Consider the following 23899-nt stretch of genomic DNA (forward strand, 5'->3'; position numbering starts at 1 on the left):
GCGTCGACTACACCTTCAGGGAGAACGGTGGATATCGGTCGGTGAGGGCTGCACCGTACGCCCACGCACGGGCCCACCACTGGTGGAACCCGACGAAGTAGTAGTGGAGGGGCAACGGGAGGGAGCCGGTGACGAGCACCCACACAAAGCCGAACCACGCAACGATGATGGTGCCGAGGGTCAGCCAGGCGAGTACGAAGAAGTGCGGCACCGCGAGGAGCCACCGGATGAGCACGATGCCGCAGAAGGCGAGGACGCGACTCTGCGGCTCTGGGGCCTCCACGACCTCGACCTGGGCCGGATGGTTCTCATCGGTTCCGAAGGTTGGATATGCATCCGTCGTGCCGGTGAACCATGCGAAGGATCGACTGATCCACTCGAGGAAGATCAATTCGATGTTTTCGACCCAGTAGGGCTTACCGCCGGTGAAGAGGATGTACCAGTAGCCGATCCACACCACAACGACGACGGCGATGCTGTAGAGGAACAGCAAGATGATGTGCGGCAGCAACAGGATCGGTTTGATCAGCAGCACCCCGAGTGCTGCAAGTCCTCGGCTTCGCTGCTCGTCGTCCACCGGCGACACGAACTCCACCGGGTAGCTGGCCTTTTCCGTCATTTCCACCTCGTCTGCCGGTATTCGGCGAACTCGTCCGTCAAGAGCTTCCGCGTCGAGTTTCCCATACGAACATAGAAATCCGCAGTTCGTTGCCCGCCGGGTTCGTCGAGAAACACCGGGCGGTCCGACGGTTCCACACGCACGACGACGACATGTTCGTCCCCAGCGGGTTCGAACCGGGTCGAGACGCTCGCAAGCGCCGGCTTGCCGAGGGTCTCTTGGAGATAGTCGTTGAGCCACAGCTCGAATCGGTCATGATCCGGCTCCTTCATCAGCGCAAGGTCGTTTGCGAGCCCCACGGGGGATCCGTCATCGTCGACTCCGATCACGAGGAGTCCACCCTCGGCGTTGAGGAACCCTGCCACCGTTCGGGCGATTGCGAGCTCCATTCGCTCGTCGCGGGTCTGGGTGTGCAGGTTCCAACGGGCGGTCGACTTGAACTCCACCGAAGCCGATTCGCCAGCGGCGAGGATCGCTTCGATGGGAATCGGTGCCGTGTCTTGCGATCGGAACCCGAAGCGCGTTGCGGCGAACTCGGCCGCAACGAGAACGATGACCGACCCGACGAGGCCCCCCACCACGGTGGTGAGCCCGATGTCGACAAGGGGGCGATCGGAGGCGACGAGGTTGACGAGGATGCTGCCAAGCCCGGCTCCTGCGATTCCGATCAGCGTGGTCTCGGCGATGGTGAAGCTCTGGCGCCCGGGGATGACGAACCGAGCTGTGCTCCCGAGGACGAGACCGGCGACGAGGATCCCGAAGATGAGGAGGCTCGTTTCCATCACGCCGAGGTTACCGACACCGGAGAACCGGCCGCTGGTCAGGAGATCTCCACACCCCGGGCGCCGTCGACCACCTCGCCGATGACCGCGGCATCGAGTTCGCTCACCTCCATGGCCTTGAGCGTCGCTGCGACATCGTCGCTCGCGACGATTGCCACAAAGCCGATCCCCATGTTGAAGGTTCTGAACATGTCACCGAGCGGTATCGCTCCGAGATGCTGGAGGACACCGAAGACATGGGGTACCTCCCATGTGGTGCGGTCGATGACGGCCCTCCGACCTTCCGGCAAGACTCGCAGCACATTGCCGGGAAGTCCGCCACCGGTGATGTGGGCGAGTGCGTGTGGTTTGACCCTCGCAAGGAGGTTTCCGATACCGGGCGCGTACACCACGGACGGCTCGAGCAGCACCTCGACGGTCGAGCGCTTGGTATCGGGGAAGGTGCCATCGAGCGCAAGCTTGGTGCCGATGATCGCCCGAACGAGGGAGAAGCCGTTCGAGCGCAGGTTCGGGCTGCCGATACCGACAAGGGCATCTCCGGGTGCCACGGTGGTGGGATCGATCTCTTCACCGAGTTCAACGATGCCGAGCGCGGTGGCCGACAAGTCGAACTGGTCGGGTCCCATCACACCCGGGTGTTCGGCCGTTTCGCCTCCGAGGACGGCGATGTCAGCAGCGGAGCATGCGTCACAGACCGACCCGATCAGTTCCTCGACTCGGTCGACATCGAGACGGCCGATTGCGATGTAGTTCGTCAACGCGATCGGAGTGGCGCCGACGGCAGCGAGGTCGTCCGCGACCATCGCGACCGCGTCGTATCCGAGCCCACCGACGATCCCGGCCCGCCGGGCGAGATCGGCTTTGGTTCCCACGCCGTCGGTCGTCATCATCAGCACAGGATTCCGGTAGCCGACCGGGATCCCGATGCCTGCGGCGAAGCCTCCGAAGCCACCGACGACATCATCCGTCCAGGTCGAGGTGACCCTCCACTCGATACGCTCGACCAATTCGTCCGCCGCGTCGAGGTTTACGCCGGCATCCTCGTAGCTGGTCATGGCGCACGCTCGAGGAGGAACTTGCCGTCGGCCGTGGGGACCTCCGTTGGATACCGGCCAGAAAGGCAAGCCGTGCAGAACGCATCAGATCCTGCACCGGTCGCGTCGATGAGCTGGTCGAGGTCGAGGTAGACGATCGAGTCGACCCCGAGATGGGCGGCGATCTCATCAACGGATCGACCTGCCGCAAGGAGCGTCGAACGGTCGCCGGTGTCCATGCCGTAGAAGCACGGCCACCGGTACGGAGGGGACGAGATGCGCAGATGGACCTCTGTGGCGCCCGCTTCGCGCACCATGGCGACCAGCTGGCGTGTTGTCGAACCGCGGACGATGGAGTCATCGACGAGCACAACCCGCTTGCCTTTCACGACCCCCGGCATGGCGTTGAGCTTCATGCGGACACCGCGATCGCGCATCGACTGCGCGGGTTCGATGAAGGTGCGTCCGATGTAGCGGCTCTTCACGAGCCCATCGACATACGGGATCCCGGACACCGCCGCGAAACCCTGTGCGGCAGGGATCCCGGACTCCGGTACCGGAACGGTGATGTCCGCGTCCACCGGTGCTTGGCGGGCGAGAAGTTCGCCCATGCGCTGTCGGGTGGTGTGGACGGTCTCGCCGAGGAGGGTCGAATCGGGCCGGGCGAAGTAGACGAATTCGAACAGGCACAGGTCGGTTGTGGCTTCCGGGAACGGGTAGCGGCTCCGGGGTCCGTTCTCGTCGATGATGACGAGTTCGCCCGGTCCGATCTCACGAACGAACGAAGCACCGAGGACATCCAGAGCGGCCGTTTCCGACGCGACGATCCAGGCGTCGCCAATCCGACCGAGGCACAGCGGCCTGAAGCCGTGCGGGTCGCGGACGCCGACGAGGGTCGAGCGGTCCATGATCGCGAGCGAGAAGGCCCCATCGAAGGTGGGAAGCACGGCTTCGAGGGCATCCGGGAGATCGAGATCGTTCTCCGACATTGCGGTCGCGATCGCATCGGTCATCAGCTCCGAATCGGTCGTGGCCGCGCCGGCGTCCGCAGAAGCAGCGAGCTTGGCGGTGTTGGTGAGGTTGCCGTTGTGGGCGAGCGCGATCCCGTTTGATCCGAGATGTCGGAACACCGGCTGGGAGTTCTCCCATGAGTTCGAACCGGTGGTCGAGTAGCGAGTGTGTCCGATGGCGAGGGAGCCGGGAAGCCCGGCGAGAATGGCCTCGTTGAAGACCTGGGCGACGAGCCCGAGGTCCTTGTAGACCGTGAGGTTCTCTCCGTCGCTGACCGCGATCCCTGCACTCTCCTGGCCCCGGTGTTGGAGGGCGAAGAGCCCGAAGTAGGTGTGCCTTGCCGCTTCGACGGTCGGTCCGATGATTCCGAAGACGCCGCATGACTCACCAGCGCGATCGGTGGGAGACCTCACGATGGGATCTGCCAGCTGCTGTTCGGTCACAGCGGCGAGTGTACCCGTCCCTCGAGCAGGGTCACATCACAAGGAAGCTGCCGACGGCAGCCGCAACCGTCGCAGCTGCGGCGATCACGGTTCGTATCTCGCGGGCGCGGTGGCGACCGACGGCCAACAGCGACCACAAGAAGGCGATCGCGACCCCTGCGACGAACCCGCCGAGGTGGCCGAGCCAGTCGATGCCCCCGACGAGGAACGGGAGGGCGATGTTGATTGCCATGAGGAACCCGAGTTGGTTGAACATGGCGCGCCCGCCAGGTGAATGGCGCATCTTCCACGCGACGAACATCCAGGCTCCGAAGAGTCCGAAGATCGCCCCTGACGCACCGACCGCCCATCCGAATTCGCTTCCGAACGCCATCGAGGCGAACCCGCCGGCGCCTGCGGATGCGAGGTACAACGCTGCGAAGGGAACGGATCCGACCTGCTGCTCGAGCCGCGGTCCGAACAGGTACAGGGCGTACATGTTGAACAGGATGTGCATCAAGCCTCCGTGGACCAGCGCGACGGTGAAGATGCGGTACACATCGGGTTCGACCAGCTCCCCGCCGATCACCGCAGCAGGGGGATGGACGAGCGCCAACACCTGATAGAGCCATGTCTGCAATTCGGGGGAGAGGAAACCCATGACGAAGATCGCGCCGGTCACGACCATGATGCCGAACGAGACCGGGGTCGTGGCAAAGGAAGGTCCGGCGAGGGCGGTCCTCGCGCGCACGACGCGGGCTCTTGGGTCGGTCTTGGCGCAGCTCGGGCACTTCTGTCCGACGGACGCGTCGTGGCTGCACTCGACACAGATCGGCTTTCCGCAGGTTGTGCACGACAGTCGGGTCGGCCGGTCCGGATGCCGGTAGCAAGTCGTCGCGGTGGAGTCGGTCATCCCAGAACCGTAACGACCAACGCGTACCCAGGGTTCCCGTTCAACGAAAAGGTGCACTGTGGCCCACGGAAAGGGGATCGGCGCGTCCGGCGACACGATCGGTGGCCAGCGCCTTGGTACTTCGTTCGCACCTCGGTGACAGGATGTGCAGTCTGGTACTGCCGGTTGTCACGCCTTGCTGTCGATGCTCCGCTCATGTCCCATGCGGCGCGGGATGGCGTTCGCCCAGACGGCCCGTGCCTCGGCGAGGCTGATGGATCCCGCGGGGCCGAAGTCGATCGTGGAGCCGACCATCGTTCCAACCTGCCGATGGGGAGCCTCGGTTGGGAGGTCGTCGCCAAAACCCACCGCGAGAAACCTCAGCGGGGTCTCGTCGAGGAGTTCGGCCGCGTCGAGTCCGTGAACGGCACATCCCGTGTTGGAAGCGATGGCGATCTCGGTGAGCGCCACGGCGAGACCGCCGGTCGAGATGTCGTGGAGTACCGGGACGGTGGTCGCGAGCGTCGTTGCCGCACCGATGACGGTCCGGGCAACACGAGGGTCGGCTACCGATGGTCGACCCGTCGTATGGCCGTGCACGATGCGGTCATACGCCGATCCCGCGAAGTCACCGATTGCGTCGGGGCCGACGAGCCAGATCGTCATGCCGTCTTCTGCGCGGTCGAGGCGTGGTGGTGCCGAGGGCATCGGATCGCAGAATCCGAGCATGCCGACCACCGGCGCGGGATAGATGTCGACGCCGTCGGTCTGGTTGTAGAACGACACATTCCCGCCGACCACAGGGATGTCGAGCGACGCACAGGCCGTCGCCATCCCCTCGACGGTTTCGATGAACTGCCACATGACCTCGGGATTCTCCGGAGATCCGAAGTTGAGATTGTCGACCACCGCATAGGGAGCTGCACCGGTCACGGCGACATTGAGCGCCGCCTCGAACACGATCCGGGCAGCGGCCCTCCGAGGATCCAGCCAGCACCGATGTGCATCCCCGTCGGTCGACACGGCGAGGCCCTTCGTGGTGCCCTTGATGCGCATCAGCGATGCGTCGTGGCCCGGTTCGATCACGGTGTTGAGGAACAACATGTGGTCGTACTGGTTCGAGATCCACGAGCGGTCCCCGATGGCGGGATCATCGAGCAGCTGCAGGAGCGCCTCGGTGATATCGCCTCCTTCGGGCGGGAGGGGTTCGTGGGCCCAGATGCCGTCGAGGTAGGAGGGCCGGGCGGCCGGACGGTCGTAGACGGGGGCATCGTCGGCGAGGGACGCCGCGGGGACCTCAGCGACGAGTTCCCCGCCCGCGTAGACACGAAGCTCAGGTCCTTCGGTGACGGTTCCGATCGTCGACGCGTCGATCTCCCACCGGTCTGCGAGTGCGAGGACCTCGGCTTCGTGTTGCGGGGTGACGATCGCAAGCATGCGTTCCTGGGATTCGGACATCAGGATCTCGCCCGGCGTCATCCCTTCCTCACGAACATGGACCCGGTCGAGGTCGACATCCATTCCCACGCCACCGTTGCCTGCAACCTCGGAGGTGGCGCACGACATGCCAGCCGCGCCGAGATCCTGGATCGCAACGACGAGACCGCGTTCGTAGAGTTCGAGGCACGCCTCGATGAGCTTCTTCTCCTCGAACGGGTCACCGATCTGGACATTCGGACGCTTCTCCTCGTCACCCTCCTCGAACGACGCCGACGCGAGGATGGATGCTCCTCCGATGCCGTCGCGGCCGGTGGCGTTGCCAAGCAGGATGGCCCGGTTTCCGATGCCGGACGCTGCCGAGAGCACGAGCTGATCCCTCTTGAGAAGGCCAAGTGCCATCACATTGACCAGCGGGTTCCGGGAGAAGTGATCACCGAACTCCACCTCGCCACCGAGCGTGGGAACTCCCACGGCGTTGCCGTAGCCCGCGATCCCCGACACCACCCCTTCGAAGAGGTAGCGGTTGTGGGGGTCGTCGAGGGCACCGAACCGGAGTGGGTCCCATACGGCAACCGGCCGTGCTCCCATCGTGAAGACATCCCGCAAGATGCCCCCGACGCCGGTCGCAGCACCCTGATAGGGCTCGACAAACGACGGATGATTGTGACTCTCGATGCGCAGCGCTGCGAGCCAGCCGTCACCGATATCCACCACACCGGCGTTTTCGCCTGGCCCGACCACCACCCACGGCTGGTCGGAACGGAACTTCCCGAGATGGATACGGGACGACTTGTACGAACAGTGCTCGGACCACATCACCGAATACATGGCGAGTTCGGCGTCCCGTGGCTCCCGGCCGAGAAGCTCGACGACCGCCCGGTATTCGTCGTCCGTCATGCCGAGCTTCGCGTGGGCAGATTGCTCGGCTGTGGTCACGCCCGCACCAAAGCGGCAGATGCGACGAAGCTCTCGATCATGACCATGCCGTCAGAGGATCCGAGGATCTGCTCTGATGCCCGTTCCGGATGCGGCATGAGCCCGGCGATGTTGCGATGCTGGTTCGTGATGCCAGCGATCGCGTTCGTTGAACCGTTCGGGTTGGAGGCGTCCGACACTTTGCCGGAGGGATCGCAGTAGCGGAGGATCACCTCGTCAGCGGCTTCGATCGCGTCGATGTCGGATGCCACGAAGTTGCCTTCGTACGAATTGAGGGGCACTTCCATGACCTGGCCGACCGCCGCCGCCCGCGTCAGGATGCTGTCTGTCGACTCGACGCGCAGATGGATTGGCTTGCAGATGAACTTGAGGTCCCTGTTGGCGACGAGGGCGCCGGGGAGGAGCCCTGCTTCGCACAGGATCTGGAACCCGTTGCAGATGCCGAGGATGGGCATGCCGGTCGTGGCAAGGCGCTCGACCTCCGCCATGATGGGAGAGAAGCGTGCGATGGCTCCAGTTCGCACATAGTCGCCGTGGGCGAATCCCCCCGGCAGAACGATCCCGGTCGCACCGGCGAGGTCGGTGTCGGTGTGCCACACGATCTCCGTGTCGGCTCCAGCGAGCGCGAGCGCGTGGGCGATGTCGTATTCGCAGTTGGTCCCCGGGAACACGACGACCGCGATCGTCATGGCCCCGACTCGATGTGGTAGTGCTCGATCACCGGGTTGGCGAGAAGTTTCCGACACATGTCGTCGACTTGCTTTCGTGCTGCTGCCTCGTCGGTGGCGTCGACTTCGATCGCGATGACCCTGCCGAAGGAGACCTCTCCCACACCGGTGAAACCGAGATCGTGAAGTGCCCGCCTTGCCGTGGTTCCCTCCGGATCGGAGAGCCCCTGCTTGCGGGTGATCGTGACGCGGAGTTCGTGCATCGTCACAAGGCGCCCATCGCGGAGAGGTAATCAGCGAAGGCGGTTCCGGTGAGGCGCTCATAGGCCTCGATGTAGCGATCGCTCGTGCGGGTGATCACCGAATTGGGCATCGACGGTGCCGGCGGTGTCTTGTCCCAAGGCTGGTCCTCGAGCCAGTCACGAACCGGCTGCTTGTCAAATGACGGCATCGTGGCACCTTCGGACCAGGCGTCCGCTGGCCAGTAGCGGGAGCTGTCGGGAGTGAGGACCTCATCGATCAGGATGATCTCGTCGTCGACCACGCCGAACTCGAACTTGGTGTCCGCAAGGATGATGCCGCGTTGGGCTGCGTACTCGGCGCCGGTGCGGTAGATGGCGAGTGACCGAGCCTTCAGCTCTTCGTACCGGTCGTTGCCGACGAATGCCCTTGCATCGGCTTCGTTGAGGTTCTCGTCGTGTCCGCTGTCGGCTTTCGTGGCAGGTGTGAAGATCGGTTCGTCGAGCTTGCTCGCCATTTGGAGGCCCTCTGGGAGGTGTTCCGTCGTTGGGCCGCCACCTGCGGCGTACTCCTTCCACGATGAGCCGTACAGGTAGCCGCGGATGACGCATTCCATCGGGATGACCTCCGCGGAGCGCACGAACATCGCTCGTCCCGCGTACGCCTCCTGCTGGTCGGCGGTGAGGAAGTCCATTGCACCGGTGTCTGACGACACGAGGTGGTGAGGCGTGTCGAGCATGTCGAACCAATGCAGCGACACACCGGTGAGTACCTGTCCCTTGTGGGGAATCTCCTCACGCAGCACGACATCGAAGGCGGAAATACGGTCGCTCGCAACGATGAGGAGATGATCGCTGTCGACCCGGAAGATCTCCCGAACCTTCCCCGAACCGATGTGCTCGAGCGCCCTCACATCGCAGATGGTAACGCGGTCGAGGATCTCGGAGGTTCAGCGTACGGCGTCTTCGATCTGGGCTATGGGTGCGTGATCGACGGTGCGACATATCCTCGCCACATGACGATGAAGTCCGAGACGCTGACCATTGCCACGGGTTCGGCTGCCACGGTCGTTGACATCACGCAGGAGATAGTGCGCTTCTGCGCAGGTGAAGGAGACGGCCTTGTCTCGGTGTTTGTGCCGCATGCCACCGCCGGTGTTGCGATCCTTGAGACCGGTGCCGGTTCTGATGCTGATGTGCTGACAGCGATCGATGACCTCCTTCCCCGCGATCCGCGCCGGTGGCGCCACGAGCACGGCACCCCCGGGCACGGCCGAGACCATGTGCTGCCTGCGTTCGTCGCACCGTCGATCACGGTGCCGGTCATCGACGGCCAGCCCCAGCTCGGTACTTGGCAGTCGGTCGTGTTGATCGACACCAACATCGACAACACCGACCGCACGGTCCGCCTGTCGTTCGTTCACGGATAGTTAGCGGGAGGCGATCAGGGGCGAGAATCGGAATCCGACCGACGAGCGGTCCGACGATGAGGAGGTCACGCCGAAGCGGACCGTGGCTGCCGAGGGTCAACCGTCCTTCCCTATGGCTCGCCTATGGAGCAGCGGTGGGTTTGATGCAGTTGTGTCATTGTCGCACCGGACGCCCACATGTAGCATGGTGGATATCGTCGGAGGCGCCGAAACCGTGAGAGTCCTCCTGTCCTGGATGGCAATCCCTTTGGCGCTGGCGCTGGCGTGCTCTCTCTTTGTCGTATCCCCGGCTCACGCGATCAGTTGTTCTGGCGATACATGGGCAGACGGCGATACATGGGATGACAACTACCTGGTCGGATACAGCTCGTTTACGACATGCGATCTCAACGGTGAGTACACGGTTGGCATCCAGCGCATCAACTGGGGCCTCGGCTATCGGCAAAGCACGGTTGACGGGTACTTCGGTTCGGGAACGCAGCAGGATGTCAAGAGCTATCAGACGCTTCGGCACACAACCAGCGACGGTCTCGTGGGGCCAGCCACTTGGAGCCTGTACCGCAACGAGCTCTTCGCAAGCGGGGTTGACGAGAATGGGACCCTGATCTTCTACAAGACGAACGGCTACAGCCAGTCATGGATGAAAGACACTGGTCCAAGTCCGGATCGTTGGTATGGGCGCAAGCTCGGTACGAGTTCAACATATGTCAAGTTCTGGACGAGTGGCCCTGCGTAAGGAGGCTCCCTTGGTGCGAGGTAGATCAGCCGGGCGACTGGCAGTCGGCGGCCTTTTCCTCACCATCGCCCTGGGTGTGGTCGGCGTCGCATCTGGCATGGTGGCAAGAGTCTCGCCGGTTAACCGGGCGGGCGACAACGCAACAGTTCGGTCGATTGGCGAAAGCGAAGACACGAGTATCCGTGATGTGGACGATGGCACGCCCGGAGTCGTTGTCTTCCCAGGGAATCGCAGTGTGGACGAACTCGAATTCGGCAACCCGGCGGCGTCTTTGTCCGCCGATTCCCAGCTGACTGACGAGATGCGTCGGTTGGCTGCTGCGCTGCCAGGGAAGCCGGTTCTCACAAGCTTCGTCTCCGGGCCCAATGTTGCTGGCGCCTACCACGAGGAGGCTCAATTCTTGACCGAGTTCGGTGAATCGATCACGGTCTGGTGGCAGGTGCTGAATGCCTCTGGGCCAGTTGAACTGGTGCAGGCCGGTGACGCGGTTGAAGAGACCGCAGATGGCGGTCAGTTGATCTTTCACACGGGTCCCAACTTCACGCAAGGTCTGATAGTCGGTGACGGATTCCTGGCAAGTATCGTGGCAGGACCGGAGGCGAACAATCCGCAGAATCGTCCCGCTTATCCTGTCGATTGGATCGCTCCGATCGCGCTGGAAATCTATACCGCCCTCGCTGGGTAGCCGATGCTCCGAGTTCAGAACACTGGCATACCTTGTTTACTGGACGCGTTGGATGTCGGAGTCACCGGCGTCGTTGCGATTGATCCGGCTGGCTACAACGCCGACTTGCTGAGCCGCTCGAACACCACACCCGCGTTTACGAGGAATCGCTCGTTGGTGAAGCAGGCTGCAAGATCGCCAGCGTCGAGGGGCGTGTCGTCGTCGGCGGCGAGGTGCTCTTGGAGCGTCCCGCCTTCGTCCCAGGTGCGCATCGCGTTGCGTTGGACAATTCGGTATGCCTCGTCCCTCGTCAGGCCCTTCTCGACGAACGCGAGCAGCACGGCCTGGGAGTAGACGAGGCCGCGGGTCGCAGCGAGGTTCTCAGCCATGCGATCGGTGTCGACCACGAGATTGCCGATGAGTCGGTTCGCCCGCTGCAACGCGTAGTGGAGCAGCATCGTTGCATCCGGGATGACGATGCGTTCGACCGACGAGTGGCTGATGTCGCGTTCATGCCAGAGCGCGACATTCTCGAGACCGGCCACGGCGTAGCCGCGAAGGACGCGGGCCACCCCCGTGAGGTTCTCAGAAGCGACCGGGTTCCTCTTGTGCGGCATCGACGACGATCCCTTCTGTCCGGCGCTGAACGCTTCGCGTGCCTCTCCGACCTCGGACCGCTGGAGATGCCGGATCTCGGTTGCGAACCGTTCGATCGAAGCGCCGATCCCTGCAATCACCGACAGGTAGTGGGCGTGGCGGTCACGGGGGACGACCTGGGTGCTTGCCGGTTCGACTCCGAGACCGAGGCGGGAACACACGAATGCCTCGATCGATGCTGGCGTGTGGGCATAGGTTCCGACTGCCCCCGAGATCGCCCCATACGAGACGCCGGCAACGGCGGCGGTGAGCCGTTCGTGGTCTCGCTGGAGTTCGAATGCCCAGTTGGCGAGCTTGAGCCCGAACGAGGTCGGTTCCGCCCAGATCCCGTGGGTTCGCCCGATCATGGCCACATCGCGGAACTCGAACGCCCGGGCCTTGACCGTCTCGTAGAGGGCTGCGAGCGCCGCCGTCAGTAGCTCGCCGGATTCCTTGAGCAGCACCCCATTGGCGGTATCGAGGACATCGGACGAGGTCAATCCGAAGTGGATCCACTCGGCGCCCTCACCGACGGACTCCGCGAGGAGATCGACGAACGCCGCGACATCGTGGTGTGTGGTCGCTTCCCGCTCGAGCCACGCCGCCTCATCGACCTCGGGAGCGGCGCGGGTAGCCGTCGCCGCCTCTCGGGGTGCGATTCCGAGGTCGACCCATGCCTCGACGACAAGGGTCTCGACCTCTTTCCACACGGCGAGCTTGCGAGCGTTGGACCACACCGACCGCATCTCGTCGGTGGAGTAGCGCTCGATCATCCAGCGAGCTCCCTTCGGTAGTCGTCGAGCTTTTGGGCGAGGGCCGGATCCCCGACGGACAGGATCGCCACTGCAAGGTAGGCAGCATTCGCCGATCCATCGATCGCGACGGTGGCAACCGGAATGCCGGTCGGCATCTGGACCGTCGAATAGAGCGCATCGACGCCACCGAGCCCGCCCGCGGCGATCGGCACACCGATCACGGGAACGGTCGTATGGGCTGCCACCACGCCGGCGAGGTGAGCGGCCTTGCCCGCTCCGCAGATGATCGCCCCGAAGCCGTTGTCCCTTGCGCCTGCCGCGAATGCGGTGACCTTGTCCGGTGTCCGGTGTGCAGACATGACATGGACCTCGTGCTCGACTCCGAAGTCGTGGAGTACCGCCGCTGCGGGCTCCATCTTGCCCATGTCATTGCTCGATCCCATCAATATTGCAACCTTCATCTGGTGTCCTCCCGTGTCGCCCCGATATCGGTGCGGTGATATTTGCCTTCGAACTCGACTCGGTCCGCCGCCCGGTACGCGTTCACCCGCGCTTCTTGGATTGTGGTACCGATCCCGACGACATTCATCACGCGACCGCCCGCCGTCACGAGGTGACCGTCCACGATCGCCGTCCCGGCGTGATACGCCACCGCGTTCGTGGAGGGTGTCATCGTGATCCTGTCTCCCGACCGAGGTCGCGACGGGTAACCCTCGGCAGCGAGCACGACATTGACGGTTGCCCGATCGTTCCATGTCAGCCCCATGCCGTTCGTGTCCCCCGCGACCGCTGCGACGATCGCGGCGAGGAGGTCGGACGAGAGGCGAGGCATCAGGGCTTCGGTCTCGGGATCCCCGAGGCGGGCGTTGAACTCAACGACGCGTGGTCCGGTGGCCGTCAGCATGAGCCCGACATAGAGGAACCCGGTGTAGTCGATGCCGCGTTCGGAGAGTTCGGCGAGTGTCGGGTGAGCAACACGGTCGAGGGTCCACGCGACGAGTCCATCCGGGAGGTCATCGACGGGGGAGTACGCGCCCATGCCCCCGGTGTTCGGGCCGAGGTCACCGTCGTTGAGCCGCTTGTAGTCCCGGGCCGGCTCGAACGGAACCGCGGCGCCGCCACCACACAGGAAGAACACCGAGACCTCGTCGCCATCCATGTGCTCTTCGATGACGACGGAGGCATCGCTGGAGCCGAATCGACCGTCGAGGCACTCGTCGACCCATGCGGTGGCGTCCGTGAGCGACTCGGTGACAAGAACGCCTTTGCCTGCGGCGAGCCCGTCGGCCTTGACCACATACGGCGATGCAACCGACGAGAGGTGTTTCCGCGCGTCGTCCGCCCGCGTGAATGTCGCCGACTCGGCCGTCGGCACCTTGGCCGCCGCCATGATGTCCTTGGCATAGGTCTTTGAGGACTCGATGCGTGCTCCGGCCTTCGTCGGGCCGAAGACCGGGATGCGGTGCCCGCCGAGAGCATCGGCAACTCCGGCGGCGAGAGGCGCCTCTGGGCCGACGACGACGAGATCGACCGACGCCCCCACCGCGAGGTTGGTCACCCGGGCCGGATCCGAGATGTCGATGTCGTCGACGACCCGCCCGAGCTCGGCGAGGCCGGGATTACCGGGGCAGGACAGCAGCTCGCCACACAGCGGGCTGTCCGCGAGCTTCGTGCCGAGCGCATGCTCCCTGCCGCCGCCACCGACGAGGAGGACCTTCATCGGCTACCGGCTCAGGGTCGCTGCCCGCGACGGTCCGACCGAAACGGTCTTGATCGGGACACCCGCGGTCGCTTCGATGCGCTCGACATAGGACCGGGCCCGATCCGGGAGCTGGTCGTATGAGGTTGCAGCGGAGATGTCTTCGCTCCACCCGGGGAGATCCTCGTAGTCGGGGGTGCAGTCGTACAGGACCCGCTGCTGGCGCGGCATCTCCGTGAACACCTCGCCCTCGGATCGGTATGCCGTTGCGATCCTGATCGTATCGAAATGGGAGAGCACATCGAGCTTCGTGAGCGCAATCTCCGTGAGTCCGTTGACCCGCACCGCATACCGGAGCGCAACCGTGTCAAGCCACCCGCAGCGTCGCCTCCGACCGGTCACCGTTCCGTACTCGCCCCCGATGTCGATGAGCCGATCGCCGATGTCGTCGTCGAGCTCGGTCGGGAATGGTCCGGTCCCGACGCGCGAGATGTACGCCTTGACGACCCCGATCACCCGGTCGATGTCCTTGGGGCCGATCCCTGAACCGACCGGGGCGCCACCCGCCGTCGGGTTCGACGAAGTCACGAACGGATAGGTGCCGTGGTCGATGTCGAGCAGCGTCCCCTGCGCGCCTTCGAACAAGACCCGCTTGTTGTCGTGGACGGCCTGCCACACGACAAGCGAGGTGTCGGTGACATGGTCTGCGAGCCGCTCGGCGTAGCCGAGGTACTCCTGGTAGATGTCCTCCAGATCGAGAGGGAGCTGGTTGTAGACCTTCACGAGTTGCTTGTTCTTGTCCTTGAGAGCAACCTCGAGTTTCTTGCGGAAGATCTTCTGGTCGAAGAGGTCTTGCACCCTGATGCCGAAGCGTGCAACCTTGTCCATGTAGGCAGGGCCGATGCCACGCTTCGTGGTGCCGATCATGGAGTCGCCGAGATACCGCTCGATCACCGCGTCGAGCTTCCGGTGATACGGCATGATCAAATGGGCGTTCCCCGACACCAGCACCCGCGTCGGGTCGATGCCTCGGCGCACCAAGGTGTCCATCTCATCGAGGAGCACCTTCGGATCCACCACGCAGCCGTTCCCGATGACCGGGGTGACGGTCGGATAGAGCACTCCCGATGGGATCAAACTCAGCGCGAACTTGTCGTCGCCGACAACGATCGTGTGGCCTGCGTTGTTGCCGCCCTGATACCGAACGACCATGTCGGCCTGCTCGGAGAGCAGGTCGGTGATCTTGCCCTTGCCCTCGTCGCCCCACTGGGCGCCGAGGATTACAGACGCGGGCATGTCCGTCCCTTCCGATGATCGGTTCGGGCGCGAGTGTACCGGCTGTGGGGCACGCCCAACATGCCGCGTTCGTGATGGGCGGTGTGAAGATGGACGACGGCGCTAGTCTTTCGGCTCGGTTAGCGTGCCCGTGACATCGACGCGATCGGAGCCTGCGTGGACGAGCACATCGTCACCCGAAAAGCAACCCTTGAGCCAGCCAGTCAGCCTGTCGTGCTCGCGTCGTCGACGGTGCCGCCGGTGCGGACCGAAGCGCTGCACATCTCGACAACTGCAGCGAACGAGTTCTGGGATGTCACGGACACCGTCCGCGCGGTCGCCAAGCGGTCGGGTGTCACCCACGGCCAGATCGTCGTGTATTCGCCCCACACCACGACGACCGTGTTGATCAACGAGTCCGAGACCGGCTTCCTCAATGATTACCGGCGGACCATCGAAGGGCTCGTTCCCGTCGACGAGTACTACGAGCACGACGATCACGAGCTCCGCACGGAGAACCTCCAGGAGGACGAGTTCATCAACGGGCATGCCCATGTGCGTCAGCTCCTTACCGGACAACCGTCGGTGACGATTCCGATCGTCGACGGTGAGGTCCTGCTTGGCCAGTGGCAGCGGGTGCTGTTCGCCGAACTCGATCAGGCCCGCGACCGCAGGCTCTTCATCCACGCCCAAGGAGCCTGAGAACCAGATAACAGATGTCAGATGCCAGATATCAGATGTCAGATTCGGGGGGCTGGTCGTGAAGTGACCGCCTCAGACCAACCAGCATCGCTCGGATCTCGCTGACTTGGGCCATCAGGCTATCGGCTCGCTCAGATGACGACAGGCCGATCCATTTCGCAAGCTCGAGTTGCGTGTCGAGTTCGGATGCCGATCCCAAGGAGATGTCGATGAAGCGGCGAAAGTCGGCTGCGGTTCGGCGTGATGCGCCTTCTGCGATGTTCGATACGACGGACACCGACGCCCGACGCATCTGGCCCGCCAATCCGAAGCGTTCCGACCTGGGGAACGACTCAGACTCGCCATAGATGGACTGGGCAAGGTCCATGGATCGTTGCCAGACAGTGAGGCGGCGATGATTGTGCATGTCCAACCACTACCAAATCTTCAAGCGCGATGGAACCCGCTCCATCCGCTGGAGTCTGGTATCTGACATCTGGAATCAGACAACAGACAACAGACAACAGACATCAGACATCTGGCATCTGGCCTCTGGCCTCTGGCCTCTGGCCTCTGGCATCTGGAATCAGACAACAGACATCAGACATCTGGCCTCTGGCATCTGGCATCTGGCATCTGGCATCTGGCATCTGGCATCTGGCATCTGGCATCTGGCATCTGACATCTGACATCTGGCATCTGGCATCTGTCATCTCTGTCTGCTGGCGGTGGGTCGGATGGCGGGCTATGTTGGATCAGCCTCCGACCACGGTCGGGGCGTCGCGGTGAGCCTCATCGCGTCAACAAGCAACTGAAATGAGAGGTAACAGCATGCTGAAGCGACTTGCTGTGCTCTTCGCCGTTCTCGCTCTTGTGGCCGCAGCTTGCGGCGGCGACGGCGCCGAAGACACGACAACCTCCACCACCGAACCTGACACCGGTCAAGGCGTCGAGGGTGGAACGCTCGCAACTGTGCAAGCCAGAGGAGTGCTGAACTGCGGGGTATCAACCGGTGCCCCCGGCTTCACGGAAATCGCTCCTGACGGCACATATTCCGGTATCGATGTCGACACCTGTCGCGCCATCGCAGCCGCCGTCCTTGGCAGCGGCGATGCGGTCGAGTTTCGACCGACAACGGCAGCGGAGCGATTCGCGGCTCTCGAGAGCGGCGACATCGATGTCCTGATCCGGAACACGACCTGGACACAGACTCGTGACACCGATCTGAACCAGGACTTCACCGCAACCACCTTCTTCGATGGTCAGCAGATCATGGGCAACCCGGCGAATCTGCCAGGGCTCACGGTCGAGGGAGGCTTCGCCGACATCGACGGAGCCATTGTGTGCACCAATGCCGGCACGACCACGGAGCAGAACATCAAGGAAGGCGCGGAGCAGGCAGGTGTGGAGATCACCCTTCAGACCGTGGAGACCTTCACTGAGGCGATCGACGGGTTCATCGCAGGGACCTGCGACATCGTCACAACCGACGGTTCCGGCCTGTTCGGGCACCGCGCGGCGAACATCGCTGCGGGTACTCCTGGTGCCGAGGATTGGGTCATCTTCCCCGAGAAGCCGATCTCGAAGGAGCCGCTGGGCCCCGTCGTTCGCGAGAACGACTCCGAGTGGTTCGATGTCGTGCAGTGGACCACCTTCGCCCTGTTTGCCGCTGAGGAACTCGGCGTCACCCAGGCCAATGTGGACTCCATGATGGATGTCGGGGGCGAAGTCAGCCGTCTTCTCGGCGGCGACGGTGAGGTCCAAACGGCCATGGGTCTGTCCGCTGACGCCTTCGCGAACGCGATCAAGGCCGTCGGCAACTACGGCGAGATCTACGATCGCAACATCGAAGCGATCGGTCTCAAGCGTGCCGGTACCTACAACGAACAGTGGTACAACGGTGGCTTGATCTACGCACCGCCGTTCCGCTGAGCCGAAACCGAACGAGACGACGGGGGACGCCCATATGGGCGTCCCCCGTCGCGCCCAGAGCCATCAGGTGCAGCGCCACTCCATGACGGCTGACCACCGGTGGCATGCGGGAGGCGAAACCTCTAGGGTGCCGCTGGACATGTGACCGAATCATGTCGAGGAGGAAGGCAACGCGTGACGGTGCAGGTCAGGCAGCAACAGAAGACCCCGCTGTGGCGAAACGCGTCGTTCCTGAAGTGGGGAACCCAGCTGTTTGTCCTTGCCATCACCATCGGCTTCTTCGCTGTCCTCGGGAATCGGGCTCTCACCAACTTCACCGCACGAGGCACGAGCTTTCACTGGCGCTGGCTCACCGCCCCGTCTGATTTCCTGATACGCGAAGGAATCGATCTCGATCCTGACAGTGGTATCAGGGCCCTCACCGTCGGCGCCATCAACACGCTGCGCGTCTCGATCGCCGGCATCATCGTCGCCACGATCCTCGGGACCATCATCGGGATTGCACGACTCTCCACCAACTGGATCGTCACGAAGCTCGCTGCGATCTACATCGAGACCATCCGCAACATCCCGCTGCTCGTCCAGATCTTCTTCTGGCAGGCTGTCGTCTTCACGCTTCCTTCCCTCACCGAGGCTGACCTTGGCACCTACTGGTTCAAGGCGTCGAACAAGGGATTCGGGCTCGCATGGATGTCATGGGATGGCGGGTTCTTCCCATGGCTGACCTTCCTGCTGATCGGGTTCATCGTCAGTCGTTTCGTGAAGCGGTGGCGTGTGCGCACACAGGAGGAGACAGGTCAGCCAGCCCGTACCGGTTGGTTCACGCTCGGCACCGTCGCCGTGTTCGGGATCATCGGCTGGTTCGCGTGGCCGATCCTGACCTTTGTCGAGCCAATCCTTTCGGGAATTGCTGATGTCATCGACGGCGTTCCCGCAATCGTCATCCCAACGGTGATCGCCCTTGCGTCGGTGGTCACGGCAGCATGGTGGATCAGAAACTTCTTCGAGTCCCGACGCACCCCGGCAGGATTCGGGAAGATCACCGACGACGACTGGTTCCGTGTGATCTTCGCCGGCTTCCTCGGGATCCTCATCGCCGTCGTCGCCTTCATCTTCTGTGGGTTTGAGGTCACAACCGTCCAAGGAGACATCCAGTCCGTTGCCGAGCTGATTCGCACGGGCATCGCCAACATCTTCGATTGGCTCGGACGCGATTTCGGGAATGACGGCGGTCAGCCCCTCATGTTCTCGAAGGCCAGCGTGGTCGAGCAGGGCAACTTCATCCAGTTCGGCGACACCGGAACGGTGATGACGGTCCCGTTCTTCGCCATCTGGTTCGCCGTCACCTTGTACACCGCGTCGTTCATCGCCGAGATCGTCCGTGGCGGAATCCTCGCAGTCCCGAGGGGGCAAACCGAGGCCGCGCAGGCGATGGGCCTGAAGCGGTCACAGCTGCTGCGTCTCGTGATCCTGCCACAGGCGTTCCGCATCGTGTTGCCACCGCTCGGGAACCAGTACCTGAACCTGTTCAAGAACACCTCACTCGGGACCGCTGTCGGATTCGCCGAGATTGTTGGCGTCGGATTCACCTTGTTGAACAAGAACGGCCAGACCCTTCCGATCGTGCTGGTCTGGATGGCGTTCTTCCTGTCCGGCAGCCTGATCATTTCGGCCATCGTGAACTACTACAACCGCAAGCTGAAGCTGGTGGAGCGTTGAGATGACCCACTCGATCCAGCTCCCCGATGTCCCGGAACTTGCCCCGGAACCACCACCGAGAGGTCCGAAGGTATGGCTCCGGCAGAACCTGTTCTCGACACCGGCGAGTGCCGTTCTGACGGTGATCTTCGCGTTGATCGGCCTGCTTTCGCTCCGCGGGGGCCTCGGCTTCGTGTTCGCCGACGCGCGTCGCTGGGAGGCCGTCACCTACAACACGCGCCTGCTGATGGTTCGCGCATACCCGGAGGGACAGCTCACCCGGGTGTGGCTATCCGTTGCGGTGGTCGCGATCCTTGCGGCCGCCACCTTCGCCTACTACCGCATCACCGGAAGGACGACCCCGCGAAGGGTCGGAAACATGACCTCGACGGTGGGTGGTTTCTTCATGCTTGCCGGTCTGCTTGGCCCGTGGGGGCTCGTGTTCGACCCGCTCGGTGTCCAAACCGCCGACACCTTCCTCATCACCTTCGGTGCCGGTGCTGCCATGTTCGTCGGTGGCCAGTTCATACGCAGGGTCGCAGGCGACCGCGCGCAGAACGAGTCGATCCCGGTGATGGGGGTCGTGTTGGGTGTGCTGATCGTCGCACTCATCGGCATGTGGACCATCTCTGTTCCGTGGCCAGCGCGCGATGCGGAAGGGACGCAGATCGTGGTGAGCGAACCGATCGCGATCACAACCAAGGTTCCGTGGACGGTGATCTTCCTTCTCGCCGTGGCCACCTATCTCGGCGTCTCATTGGTCAGGAACCGGCTCCCCGATTCGTTCAGAAGAACCCTCACCACGCTGTGGATCCTGTCGTTCCCGGTTCTGTTCCTCGTTGTTCTGCGCGATCCCGGACTCGACACGGGCAGAATCTTCACCTGGTACCTCCCCGTTGCCGTCGGGTTCATCATCTTTGGAGGGCTGATCCTGCAGTTCGTCGCCGACACCCGTGGCGAGATCGGCAGGATCACCGGAGCCGTCCTGCTGATCCTCGCCTTTGTGTTGTTCCTGTTCTCGGTTGAGTTCATCATCCGGTGGTCCCTGCTGGCGCTCGCCGTGTTCTCACTTGCCGCACCGACCTTCGGCGGGAAAGGGGATGGTCGCCGAGCTTTCCTCGCCGCGTGGGCAGGAACAGCCGCTTCGATCACCTTCTTCGTGATGCTGCTCGCGGCCCCGTCGACGCTCGACATTCCCGGCGGCGGTTCGCCGTTCGGCGGACTCCTCCTGACGATCCTGCTTGCGACGGTCTCGATCGTGCTCTCATTCCCGATCGGAATCGTGCTCGCGCTCGGCCGATCGTCGAAGATGCCGATCTTCCGTTTGATGTCCACGGCCTACATCGAGTTGATTCGTGGCGTGCCGCTCATCACATGGCTCATCGTGGGGTTCGTGATGCTGCCGGTAGCCCTTCCGGAGGGGATCAACATCGGAAGCGTCGCGAGGGCGATCGGTGCGATGACGATGTTCTCGGCGGCGTACCTCGCCGAGAATGTACGCGGTGGCCTCCAGTCGATTCCGAAGGGACAGTACGAGGCGTCCCAGGCGATGGGGCTCACGGTGATGCAGACGACGGTGTTCATCGTCCTCCCTCAGGCACTTCGGGCCGTGATCCCCGCCCTCGTCGGTCAGGTCATCTCCCTGTTCAAGGACACTTCGCTCGTGACGATCGTCGGCCTTGCCGACTTCCTCCACATCGCGCGCGCCGTCATTCCGCAGCAGGGCCAGCCCTTCAACTTCATCGGCGTGTTCAAGGAGCCGCTGCTGTTCGCCGCCCTTGTCTACTGGATGTTCACCTTCACCTTCAGCCGCATTTCGCTGAGACTCGAGAAGCGCCTCGGCGTCGGCGAGCGCTAGGACGATTACCAAGGAGCCAAGCATGTCAGACAACGGAATCCCTGCCGAGAGGGTCCTTGGTGATCCCATCGTGGTGACCGAAGGTGTCAAGAAGTGGTTTGGGGACTTCCAGGCACTCAAGGGCGTGACGGCCACGGTTCGTGAGCGCGAGGTCGTTGTGATCATCGGACCTTCCGGCTCCGGGAAATCGACCTACATCCGGTGCATCAACCGCCTCGAGGCGCATCAGGAGGGCACGATCATCGTTGATGGAACGGAGCTCACGAACGACATCAAGAATGTCGAGAAGATCCGTTCTGAGGTGGGCATGGTGTTCCAACAGTTCAACCTTTTTCCGCATCTCACGGTGCTCGACAACATCACGCTTGCCCCGCAGTGGGTCCGAAAGGAGCCAAAGGCAGAGGCAGAGGAGAACGCGATGGCGCTTCTGGAACGGGTCGGGATTCCGGAGCAGGCGGAGAAGTATCCCGGCCAGCTCTCCGGCGGCCAGCAGCAGCGCGTGGCCATTGCGCGGTCGCTTGCCATGCGGCCCAAGATCATGCTCTTCGACGAGCCGACATCTGCGCTTGATCCCGAGATGATCAAAGAGGTGCTCGATGTCATGCAGGAACTCGCGCGGTCCGGTATGACGATGATGGTGGTGACGCACGAGATGGGGTTCGCACGCGAGGTAGCCGACCGCGTGTTCTTCTTCGACTACGGGACGATCGTCGAAGAGGGGACTCCCGAGCACTTCTTCACCAACCCGCAACACGACCGCACCAAGCTGTTCCTGAGTCAAATCCTGTAGCGGCGCGTCGACCGGTTTCGTTTTCCTGGGTGGTGCCCTCAGGTCAGCTCGGAGATCTCGAACAGATGACCATCGGGGTCTCGGAAGAATGCCCTGGTTTCGCTGCCACGGTCGAGGGGCGGGGTGAGGAAGTCAGCCCCGCGATCGGTGAGCAGCCGATGGGTTGCGGTGCAATCGTCGACGCGGAAGACAATCTGAGCGCTGACTCGGTTCAGGTCGTCAGGCGTGGTCATCGTGATCGTTGGCTTTTCCGGAGTGGGTTCGCCACCGGTGACGAGCAGCAGCCAGGTATCGGCAAGACTGAGGACGACCGAGGTGCCGCCGTACTCGGCGTAGACGGATGCGTCGAGCACCTCGGTGTACCAGTCGCGGCTCGCCGCGGCATCTGAAACGACGAGCATCTGGGTGACGGCCTTGGGTACGAACTTGTCCATGCGGTCCTGTTGTGTGTTCGATCCGGAGGCTACTTGCCCAATTCTCCCCACCGGTCGCCTTGCGCGAGGTCGATAACGGTCCACGCCATCCCGAGCGCCCCATCGCGAATGGCGCGAAGCCCCGCAGGCGTGAGCGTTGCGGCCGCGAACTCTCGCTGGTGGTTCACAGCTGGCTCGCAGTCGAGGCTGAGCATCGGATGGATCGCGGGAACGACATGCGAGACATTGCCCATGTCGGTCGATCCCGATGTCGTTCCGTCCGTGTCGCGATACCTCGGCATCGGCCTTCCCAACGCCTCGGAGTTTGCTCGATACAACTCGGTCATCACGGGATCGTTGCGGATGTCCCGATAGCGGTGACCTGCCGCTTCGATCGTGAAGGTGCACCCCGTTGCAAGCGCTGCCGCTTCGAAGCAGTCTCGTACCCTCCCCATCAGGATGTCGAGGCGTTCGTCGGTCGCTGAACGCACATACCACTCCATCGCTGTGTGGTCGGGGACGATATTGGGCGCTGCGCCACCGTGGGAGATGATGCCGTGGAGGCGATCGTCGTCGAGGATGTGCTGGCGGAGAGCGGCAATGGAGGTATAGGCGAGGACGGCTGCGTCGAGCGCGTTGCGTCCCTGGTCCGGCGCTCCCGAGGCGTGCGCGGCCTTGCCGTGGAAATGCACCGCGAGATGCTCGATGGCGAGAAAGACCGGGTCGACGACATCCCGCGAGCTGGGATGGATCATCATCGATGCTGCTGCGTCGGTGAATGCCCCTGCCTCGATCAGGTCGATCTTGCCGCCGTAGTGTTCCTCTGCCGGTGTCCCGAGCACCGTGACTCGGATCCCCATCTCGTCGACCAGCGGAGCGAGGACGAGGCCGGCGCCGAGGGCCGCCGCCCCGATGATGTTGTGCCCGCAGGCGTGACCGACCTCCGGGAGGGCATCCATCTCCGCGCACACAACGATCCTCGGCCCCGAATCGCCGACCGTGGCTTCGAATGCGGTTTCGAGACCGAAGGCAGGATGGGTGACGGTGAACCCGCCGTTCTTGAGGAGCTTCGCCATCCGTTCGCTCGTGTAGCGCTCCTCGTACGCGAGTTCCGGGTTGTCGTGCATCCAGCGCGCGAGGTCGTGGAGCGCATCGGCATGCTCGGTGTAGCGGGCCTCGGCTCGCTGCTTGAGCGATGTCATCTCCACCCCCGGAATAGCGGGTCGGGTTCGGTCGTTCGCATTCTGTGACGCCGCACAACACTATGTGGCGTGCAACGCCAAGTCGCA

General features: G+C 63.3%; 25 protein-coding genes. 9 read left to right on the forward strand and 16 right to left on the reverse strand.

Annotation, left to right across the window (positions count from 1 at the left end; all coding sequences use genetic code 11):
* Nucleotides 1-7: 7 nt before the first annotated feature.
* The 9 genes from R2823_03665 to R2823_03705 form a co-directional block, all read right to left on the reverse strand.
* On the reverse strand, nt 8-619 hold the full coding sequence (locus tag R2823_03665; GenBank protein MEZ5175283.1) for a DUF4389 domain-containing protein: 612 nt from the start codon (nt 617-619) through the stop codon (nt 8-10).
* Nucleotides 616-1401, reverse strand: coding sequence for an ATP-binding protein (locus tag R2823_03670; GenBank protein ID MEZ5175284.1), 786 nt, complete (start codon nt 1399-1401; stop codon nt 616-618). The genes R2823_03665 and R2823_03670 overlap by 4 nt, the downstream gene beginning before the upstream one ends.
* Before the next feature lie 38 nt (nt 1402-1439).
* Entirely contained in the window at nt 1440-2456 is a 1017-nt protein-coding gene (purM, locus tag R2823_03675) for a phosphoribosylformylglycinamidine cyclo-ligase (protein MEZ5175285.1), read from the reverse strand.
* Entirely contained in the window at nt 2453-3889 is a 1437-nt protein-coding gene (gene purF, locus R2823_03680; protein MEZ5175286.1) for an amidophosphoribosyltransferase, read from the reverse strand. Before purF ends, purM begins: the two co-directional genes overlap by 4 nt.
* Before the next feature lie 31 nt (nt 3890-3920).
* Nucleotides 3921-4781, reverse strand: coding sequence for a rhomboid family intramembrane serine protease (locus R2823_03685; GenBank protein ID MEZ5175287.1), 861 nt, complete (start codon nt 4779-4781; stop codon nt 3921-3923).
* 168 nt (nt 4782-4949) lie between these two features.
* On the reverse strand, nt 4950-7136 hold the full coding sequence (gene purL / locus R2823_03690) for a phosphoribosylformylglycinamidine synthase subunit PurL (protein MEZ5175288.1): 2187 nt from the start codon (nt 7134-7136) through the stop codon (nt 4950-4952).
* Complete coding sequence (gene purQ, locus R2823_03695; protein MEZ5175289.1) at nt 7133-7825, reverse strand: phosphoribosylformylglycinamidine synthase subunit PurQ; 693 nt, start codon at nt 7823-7825, stop codon at nt 7133-7135. Before purQ ends, purL begins: the two co-directional genes overlap by 4 nt.
* Nucleotides 7822-8067 carry a phosphoribosylformylglycinamidine synthase subunit PurS gene (gene purS / locus R2823_03700; protein ID MEZ5175290.1) on the reverse strand — a complete coding sequence of 82 codons (246 nt, stop codon included), beginning with the start codon at nt 8065-8067 and terminating at the stop codon, nt 7822-7824. The genes purQ and purS overlap by 4 nt, the downstream gene beginning before the upstream one ends.
* A 2-nt stretch (nt 8068-8069) precedes the next feature.
* Nucleotides 8070-8957, reverse strand: coding sequence for a phosphoribosylaminoimidazolesuccinocarboxamide synthase (locus tag R2823_03705; protein ID MEZ5175291.1), 888 nt, complete (start codon nt 8955-8957; stop codon nt 8070-8072).
* 108 nt (nt 8958-9065) lie between these two features.
* Between R2823_03705 and R2823_03710 the strand changes: the two genes are divergently transcribed.
* The 3 genes from R2823_03710 (at nt 9066) to R2823_03720 (ending at nt 10894) form a co-directional block, all read left to right on the forward strand.
* The gene (locus R2823_03710) at nt 9066-9473 is read left to right on the forward strand and encodes a YjbQ family protein (protein MEZ5175292.1); all 408 of its coding nucleotides are present in this window, start codon (nt 9066-9068) and stop codon (nt 9471-9473) included.
* 184 nt (nt 9474-9657) lie between these two features.
* Nucleotides 9658-10209: a peptidoglycan-binding domain-containing protein gene (locus R2823_03715; protein MEZ5175293.1), complete on the forward strand. Its 552-nt coding sequence runs from the start codon at nt 9658-9660 to the stop codon at nt 10207-10209.
* 13 nt (nt 10210-10222) lie between these two features.
* The gene (locus R2823_03720; protein ID MEZ5175294.1) at nt 10223-10894 is read left to right on the forward strand and encodes a hypothetical protein; all 672 of its coding nucleotides are present in this window, start codon (nt 10223-10225) and stop codon (nt 10892-10894) included.
* A 92-nt stretch (nt 10895-10986) separates the two neighbouring features.
* Here the strand turns inward: R2823_03720 and purB are convergent, their stop codons facing one another.
* From purB to R2823_03740, 4 genes are read right to left on the reverse strand one after another with little or no spacing between them, the layout of a single operon-like run.
* Nucleotides 10987-12282, reverse strand: coding sequence for an adenylosuccinate lyase (gene purB, locus R2823_03725; protein ID MEZ5175295.1), 1296 nt, complete (start codon nt 12280-12282; stop codon nt 10987-10989).
* The gene (gene purE / locus R2823_03730; protein MEZ5175296.1) at nt 12279-12725 is read right to left on the reverse strand and encodes a 5-(carboxyamino)imidazole ribonucleotide mutase; all 447 of its coding nucleotides are present in this window, start codon (nt 12723-12725) and stop codon (nt 12279-12281) included. Before purE ends, purB begins: the two co-directional genes overlap by 4 nt.
* The gene (purD, locus tag R2823_03735; GenBank protein MEZ5175297.1) at nt 12722-13984 is read right to left on the reverse strand and encodes a phosphoribosylamine--glycine ligase; all 1263 of its coding nucleotides are present in this window, start codon (nt 13982-13984) and stop codon (nt 12722-12724) included. Before purD ends, purE begins: the two co-directional genes overlap by 4 nt.
* A 3-nt stretch (nt 13985-13987) precedes the next feature.
* Nucleotides 13988-15259 (reverse strand): adenylosuccinate synthase, encoded by a 1272-nt coding sequence (locus R2823_03740; protein ID MEZ5175298.1) that lies wholly within the window; start codon nt 15257-15259, stop codon nt 13988-13990.
* Between the two features lie 156 nt (nt 15260-15415).
* Here R2823_03740 and R2823_03745 point away from each other — a divergent pair, with 156 nt between their 5' ends.
* Entirely contained in the window at nt 15416-15940 is a 525-nt protein-coding gene (locus tag R2823_03745) for a secondary thiamine-phosphate synthase enzyme YjbQ (protein MEZ5175299.1), read from the forward strand.
* A gap of 31 nt (nt 15941-15971) precedes the next feature.
* On the opposite strand, the gene R2823_03750 is transcribed toward R2823_03745, so the two are convergent.
* Complete coding sequence (locus tag R2823_03750; protein ID MEZ5175300.1) at nt 15972-16346, reverse strand: four helix bundle protein; 375 nt, start codon at nt 16344-16346, stop codon at nt 15972-15974.
* Between R2823_03750 and R2823_03755 the strand changes: the two genes are divergently transcribed.
* From R2823_03755 to R2823_03775, 5 genes are all read left to right on the forward strand, one after another.
* Nucleotides 16345-16608, forward strand: coding sequence for a hypothetical protein (locus R2823_03755; GenBank protein ID MEZ5175301.1), 264 nt, complete (start codon nt 16345-16347; stop codon nt 16606-16608). The two genes, R2823_03750 and R2823_03755, sit on opposite strands and share 2 nt — an antisense overlap.
* Before the next feature lie 142 nt (nt 16609-16750).
* Nucleotides 16751-17851, forward strand: coding sequence for an amino acid ABC transporter substrate-binding protein (locus R2823_03760; GenBank protein MEZ5175302.1), 1101 nt, complete (start codon nt 16751-16753; stop codon nt 17849-17851).
* Between the two features lie 174 nt (nt 17852-18025).
* Nucleotides 18026-19570 (forward strand): ABC transporter permease subunit, encoded by a 1545-nt coding sequence (locus R2823_03765; protein ID MEZ5175303.1) that lies wholly within the window; start codon nt 18026-18028, stop codon nt 19568-19570.
* A gap of 1 nt (nt 19571) precedes the next feature.
* Nucleotides 19572-21407, forward strand: coding sequence for an amino acid ABC transporter permease (locus tag R2823_03770; protein ID MEZ5175304.1), 1836 nt, complete (start codon nt 19572-19574; stop codon nt 21405-21407).
* A 22-nt stretch (nt 21408-21429) separates the two neighbouring features.
* The gene (locus R2823_03775) at nt 21430-22197 is read left to right on the forward strand and encodes an amino acid ABC transporter ATP-binding protein (GenBank protein MEZ5175305.1); all 768 of its coding nucleotides are present in this window, start codon (nt 21430-21432) and stop codon (nt 22195-22197) included.
* 38 nt (nt 22198-22235) lie between these two features.
* Here the strand turns inward: R2823_03775 and R2823_03780 are convergent, their stop codons facing one another.
* Complete coding sequence (locus tag R2823_03780) at nt 22236-22631, reverse strand: VOC family protein (GenBank protein ID MEZ5175306.1); 396 nt, start codon at nt 22629-22631, stop codon at nt 22236-22238.
* 29 nt (nt 22632-22660) lie between these two features.
* A complete protein-coding gene (locus R2823_03785; GenBank protein ID MEZ5175307.1) occupies nt 22661-23812 on the reverse strand; it encodes a M20 family metallopeptidase in 1152 nt (383 codons plus the stop codon).
* Nucleotides 23813-23899: the final 87 nt, after the last annotated feature.

It is taken from the genome of Acidimicrobiia bacterium, assembly GCA_041393965.1.
Classification (GTDB): Bacteria; Actinomycetota; Acidimicrobiia; order Spongiisociales; family UBA5794; genus UBA5794.

What these genes read in the sequence shown, in the direction of transcription:
- purD (MEZ5175297.1), bottom strand. Translation starts at nt 13,984, where the DNA reads ATGAAGGTCCTCCTCGTCGGTGGCGGCGGCAGGGAGCATGCGCTCGGC.
- purB (MEZ5175295.1), bottom strand. Translation starts at nt 12,282, where the DNA reads ATGATCGAGCGCTACTCCACCGACGAGATGCGGTCGGTGTGGTCCAAC.
- purQ (MEZ5175289.1), bottom strand. Translation starts at nt 7,825, where the DNA reads ATGACGATCGCGGTCGTCGTGTTCCCGGGGACCAACTGCGAATACGAC.
- R2823_03775 (MEZ5175305.1), top strand. Translation starts at nt 21,430, where the DNA reads ATGTCAGACAACGGAATCCCTGCCGAGAGGGTCCTTGGTGATCCCATC.
- R2823_03780 (MEZ5175306.1), bottom strand. Translation starts at nt 22,631, where the DNA reads ATGGACAAGTTCGTACCCAAGGCCGTCACCCAGATGCTCGTCGTTTCA.
- R2823_03750 (MEZ5175300.1), bottom strand. Translation starts at nt 16,346, where the DNA reads ATGCACAATCATCGCCGCCTCACTGTCTGGCAACGATCCATGGACCTT.
- purM (MEZ5175285.1), bottom strand. Translation starts at nt 2,456, where the DNA reads ATGACCAGCTACGAGGATGCCGGCGTAAACCTCGACGCGGCGGACGAA.
- purS (MEZ5175290.1), bottom strand. Translation starts at nt 8,067, where the DNA reads ATGCACGAACTCCGCGTCACGATCACCCGCAAGCAGGGGCTCTCCGAT.
- R2823_03755 (MEZ5175301.1), top strand. Translation starts at nt 16,345, where the DNA reads ATGTCCAACCACTACCAAATCTTCAAGCGCGATGGAACCCGCTCCATC.
- purE (MEZ5175296.1), bottom strand. Translation starts at nt 12,725, where the DNA reads ATGAAGGTTGCAATATTGATGGGATCGAGCAATGACATGGGCAAGATG.
- R2823_03665 (MEZ5175283.1), bottom strand. Translation starts at nt 619, where the DNA reads ATGACGGAAAAGGCCAGCTACCCGGTGGAGTTCGTGTCGCCGGTGGAC.
- R2823_03670 (MEZ5175284.1), bottom strand. Translation starts at nt 1,401, where the DNA reads ATGGAAACGAGCCTCCTCATCTTCGGGATCCTCGTCGCCGGTCTCGTC.
- R2823_03740 (MEZ5175298.1), bottom strand. Translation starts at nt 15,259, where the DNA reads ATGCCCGCGTCTGTAATCCTCGGCGCCCAGTGGGGCGACGAGGGCAAG.
- R2823_03685 (MEZ5175287.1), bottom strand. Translation starts at nt 4,781, where the DNA reads ATGACCGACTCCACCGCGACGACTTGCTACCGGCATCCGGACCGGCCG.
- R2823_03715 (MEZ5175293.1), top strand. Translation starts at nt 9,658, where the DNA reads ATGGTGGATATCGTCGGAGGCGCCGAAACCGTGAGAGTCCTCCTGTCC.
- R2823_03760 (MEZ5175302.1), top strand. Translation starts at nt 16,751, where the DNA reads ATGCTGAAGCGACTTGCTGTGCTCTTCGCCGTTCTCGCTCTTGTGGCC.
- R2823_03710 (MEZ5175292.1), top strand. Translation starts at nt 9,066, where the DNA reads ATGAAGTCCGAGACGCTGACCATTGCCACGGGTTCGGCTGCCACGGTC.
- R2823_03785 (MEZ5175307.1), bottom strand. Translation starts at nt 23,812, where the DNA reads ATGACATCGCTCAAGCAGCGAGCCGAGGCCCGCTACACCGAGCATGCC.
- R2823_03770 (MEZ5175304.1), top strand. Translation starts at nt 19,572, where the DNA reads ATGACCCACTCGATCCAGCTCCCCGATGTCCCGGAACTTGCCCCGGAA.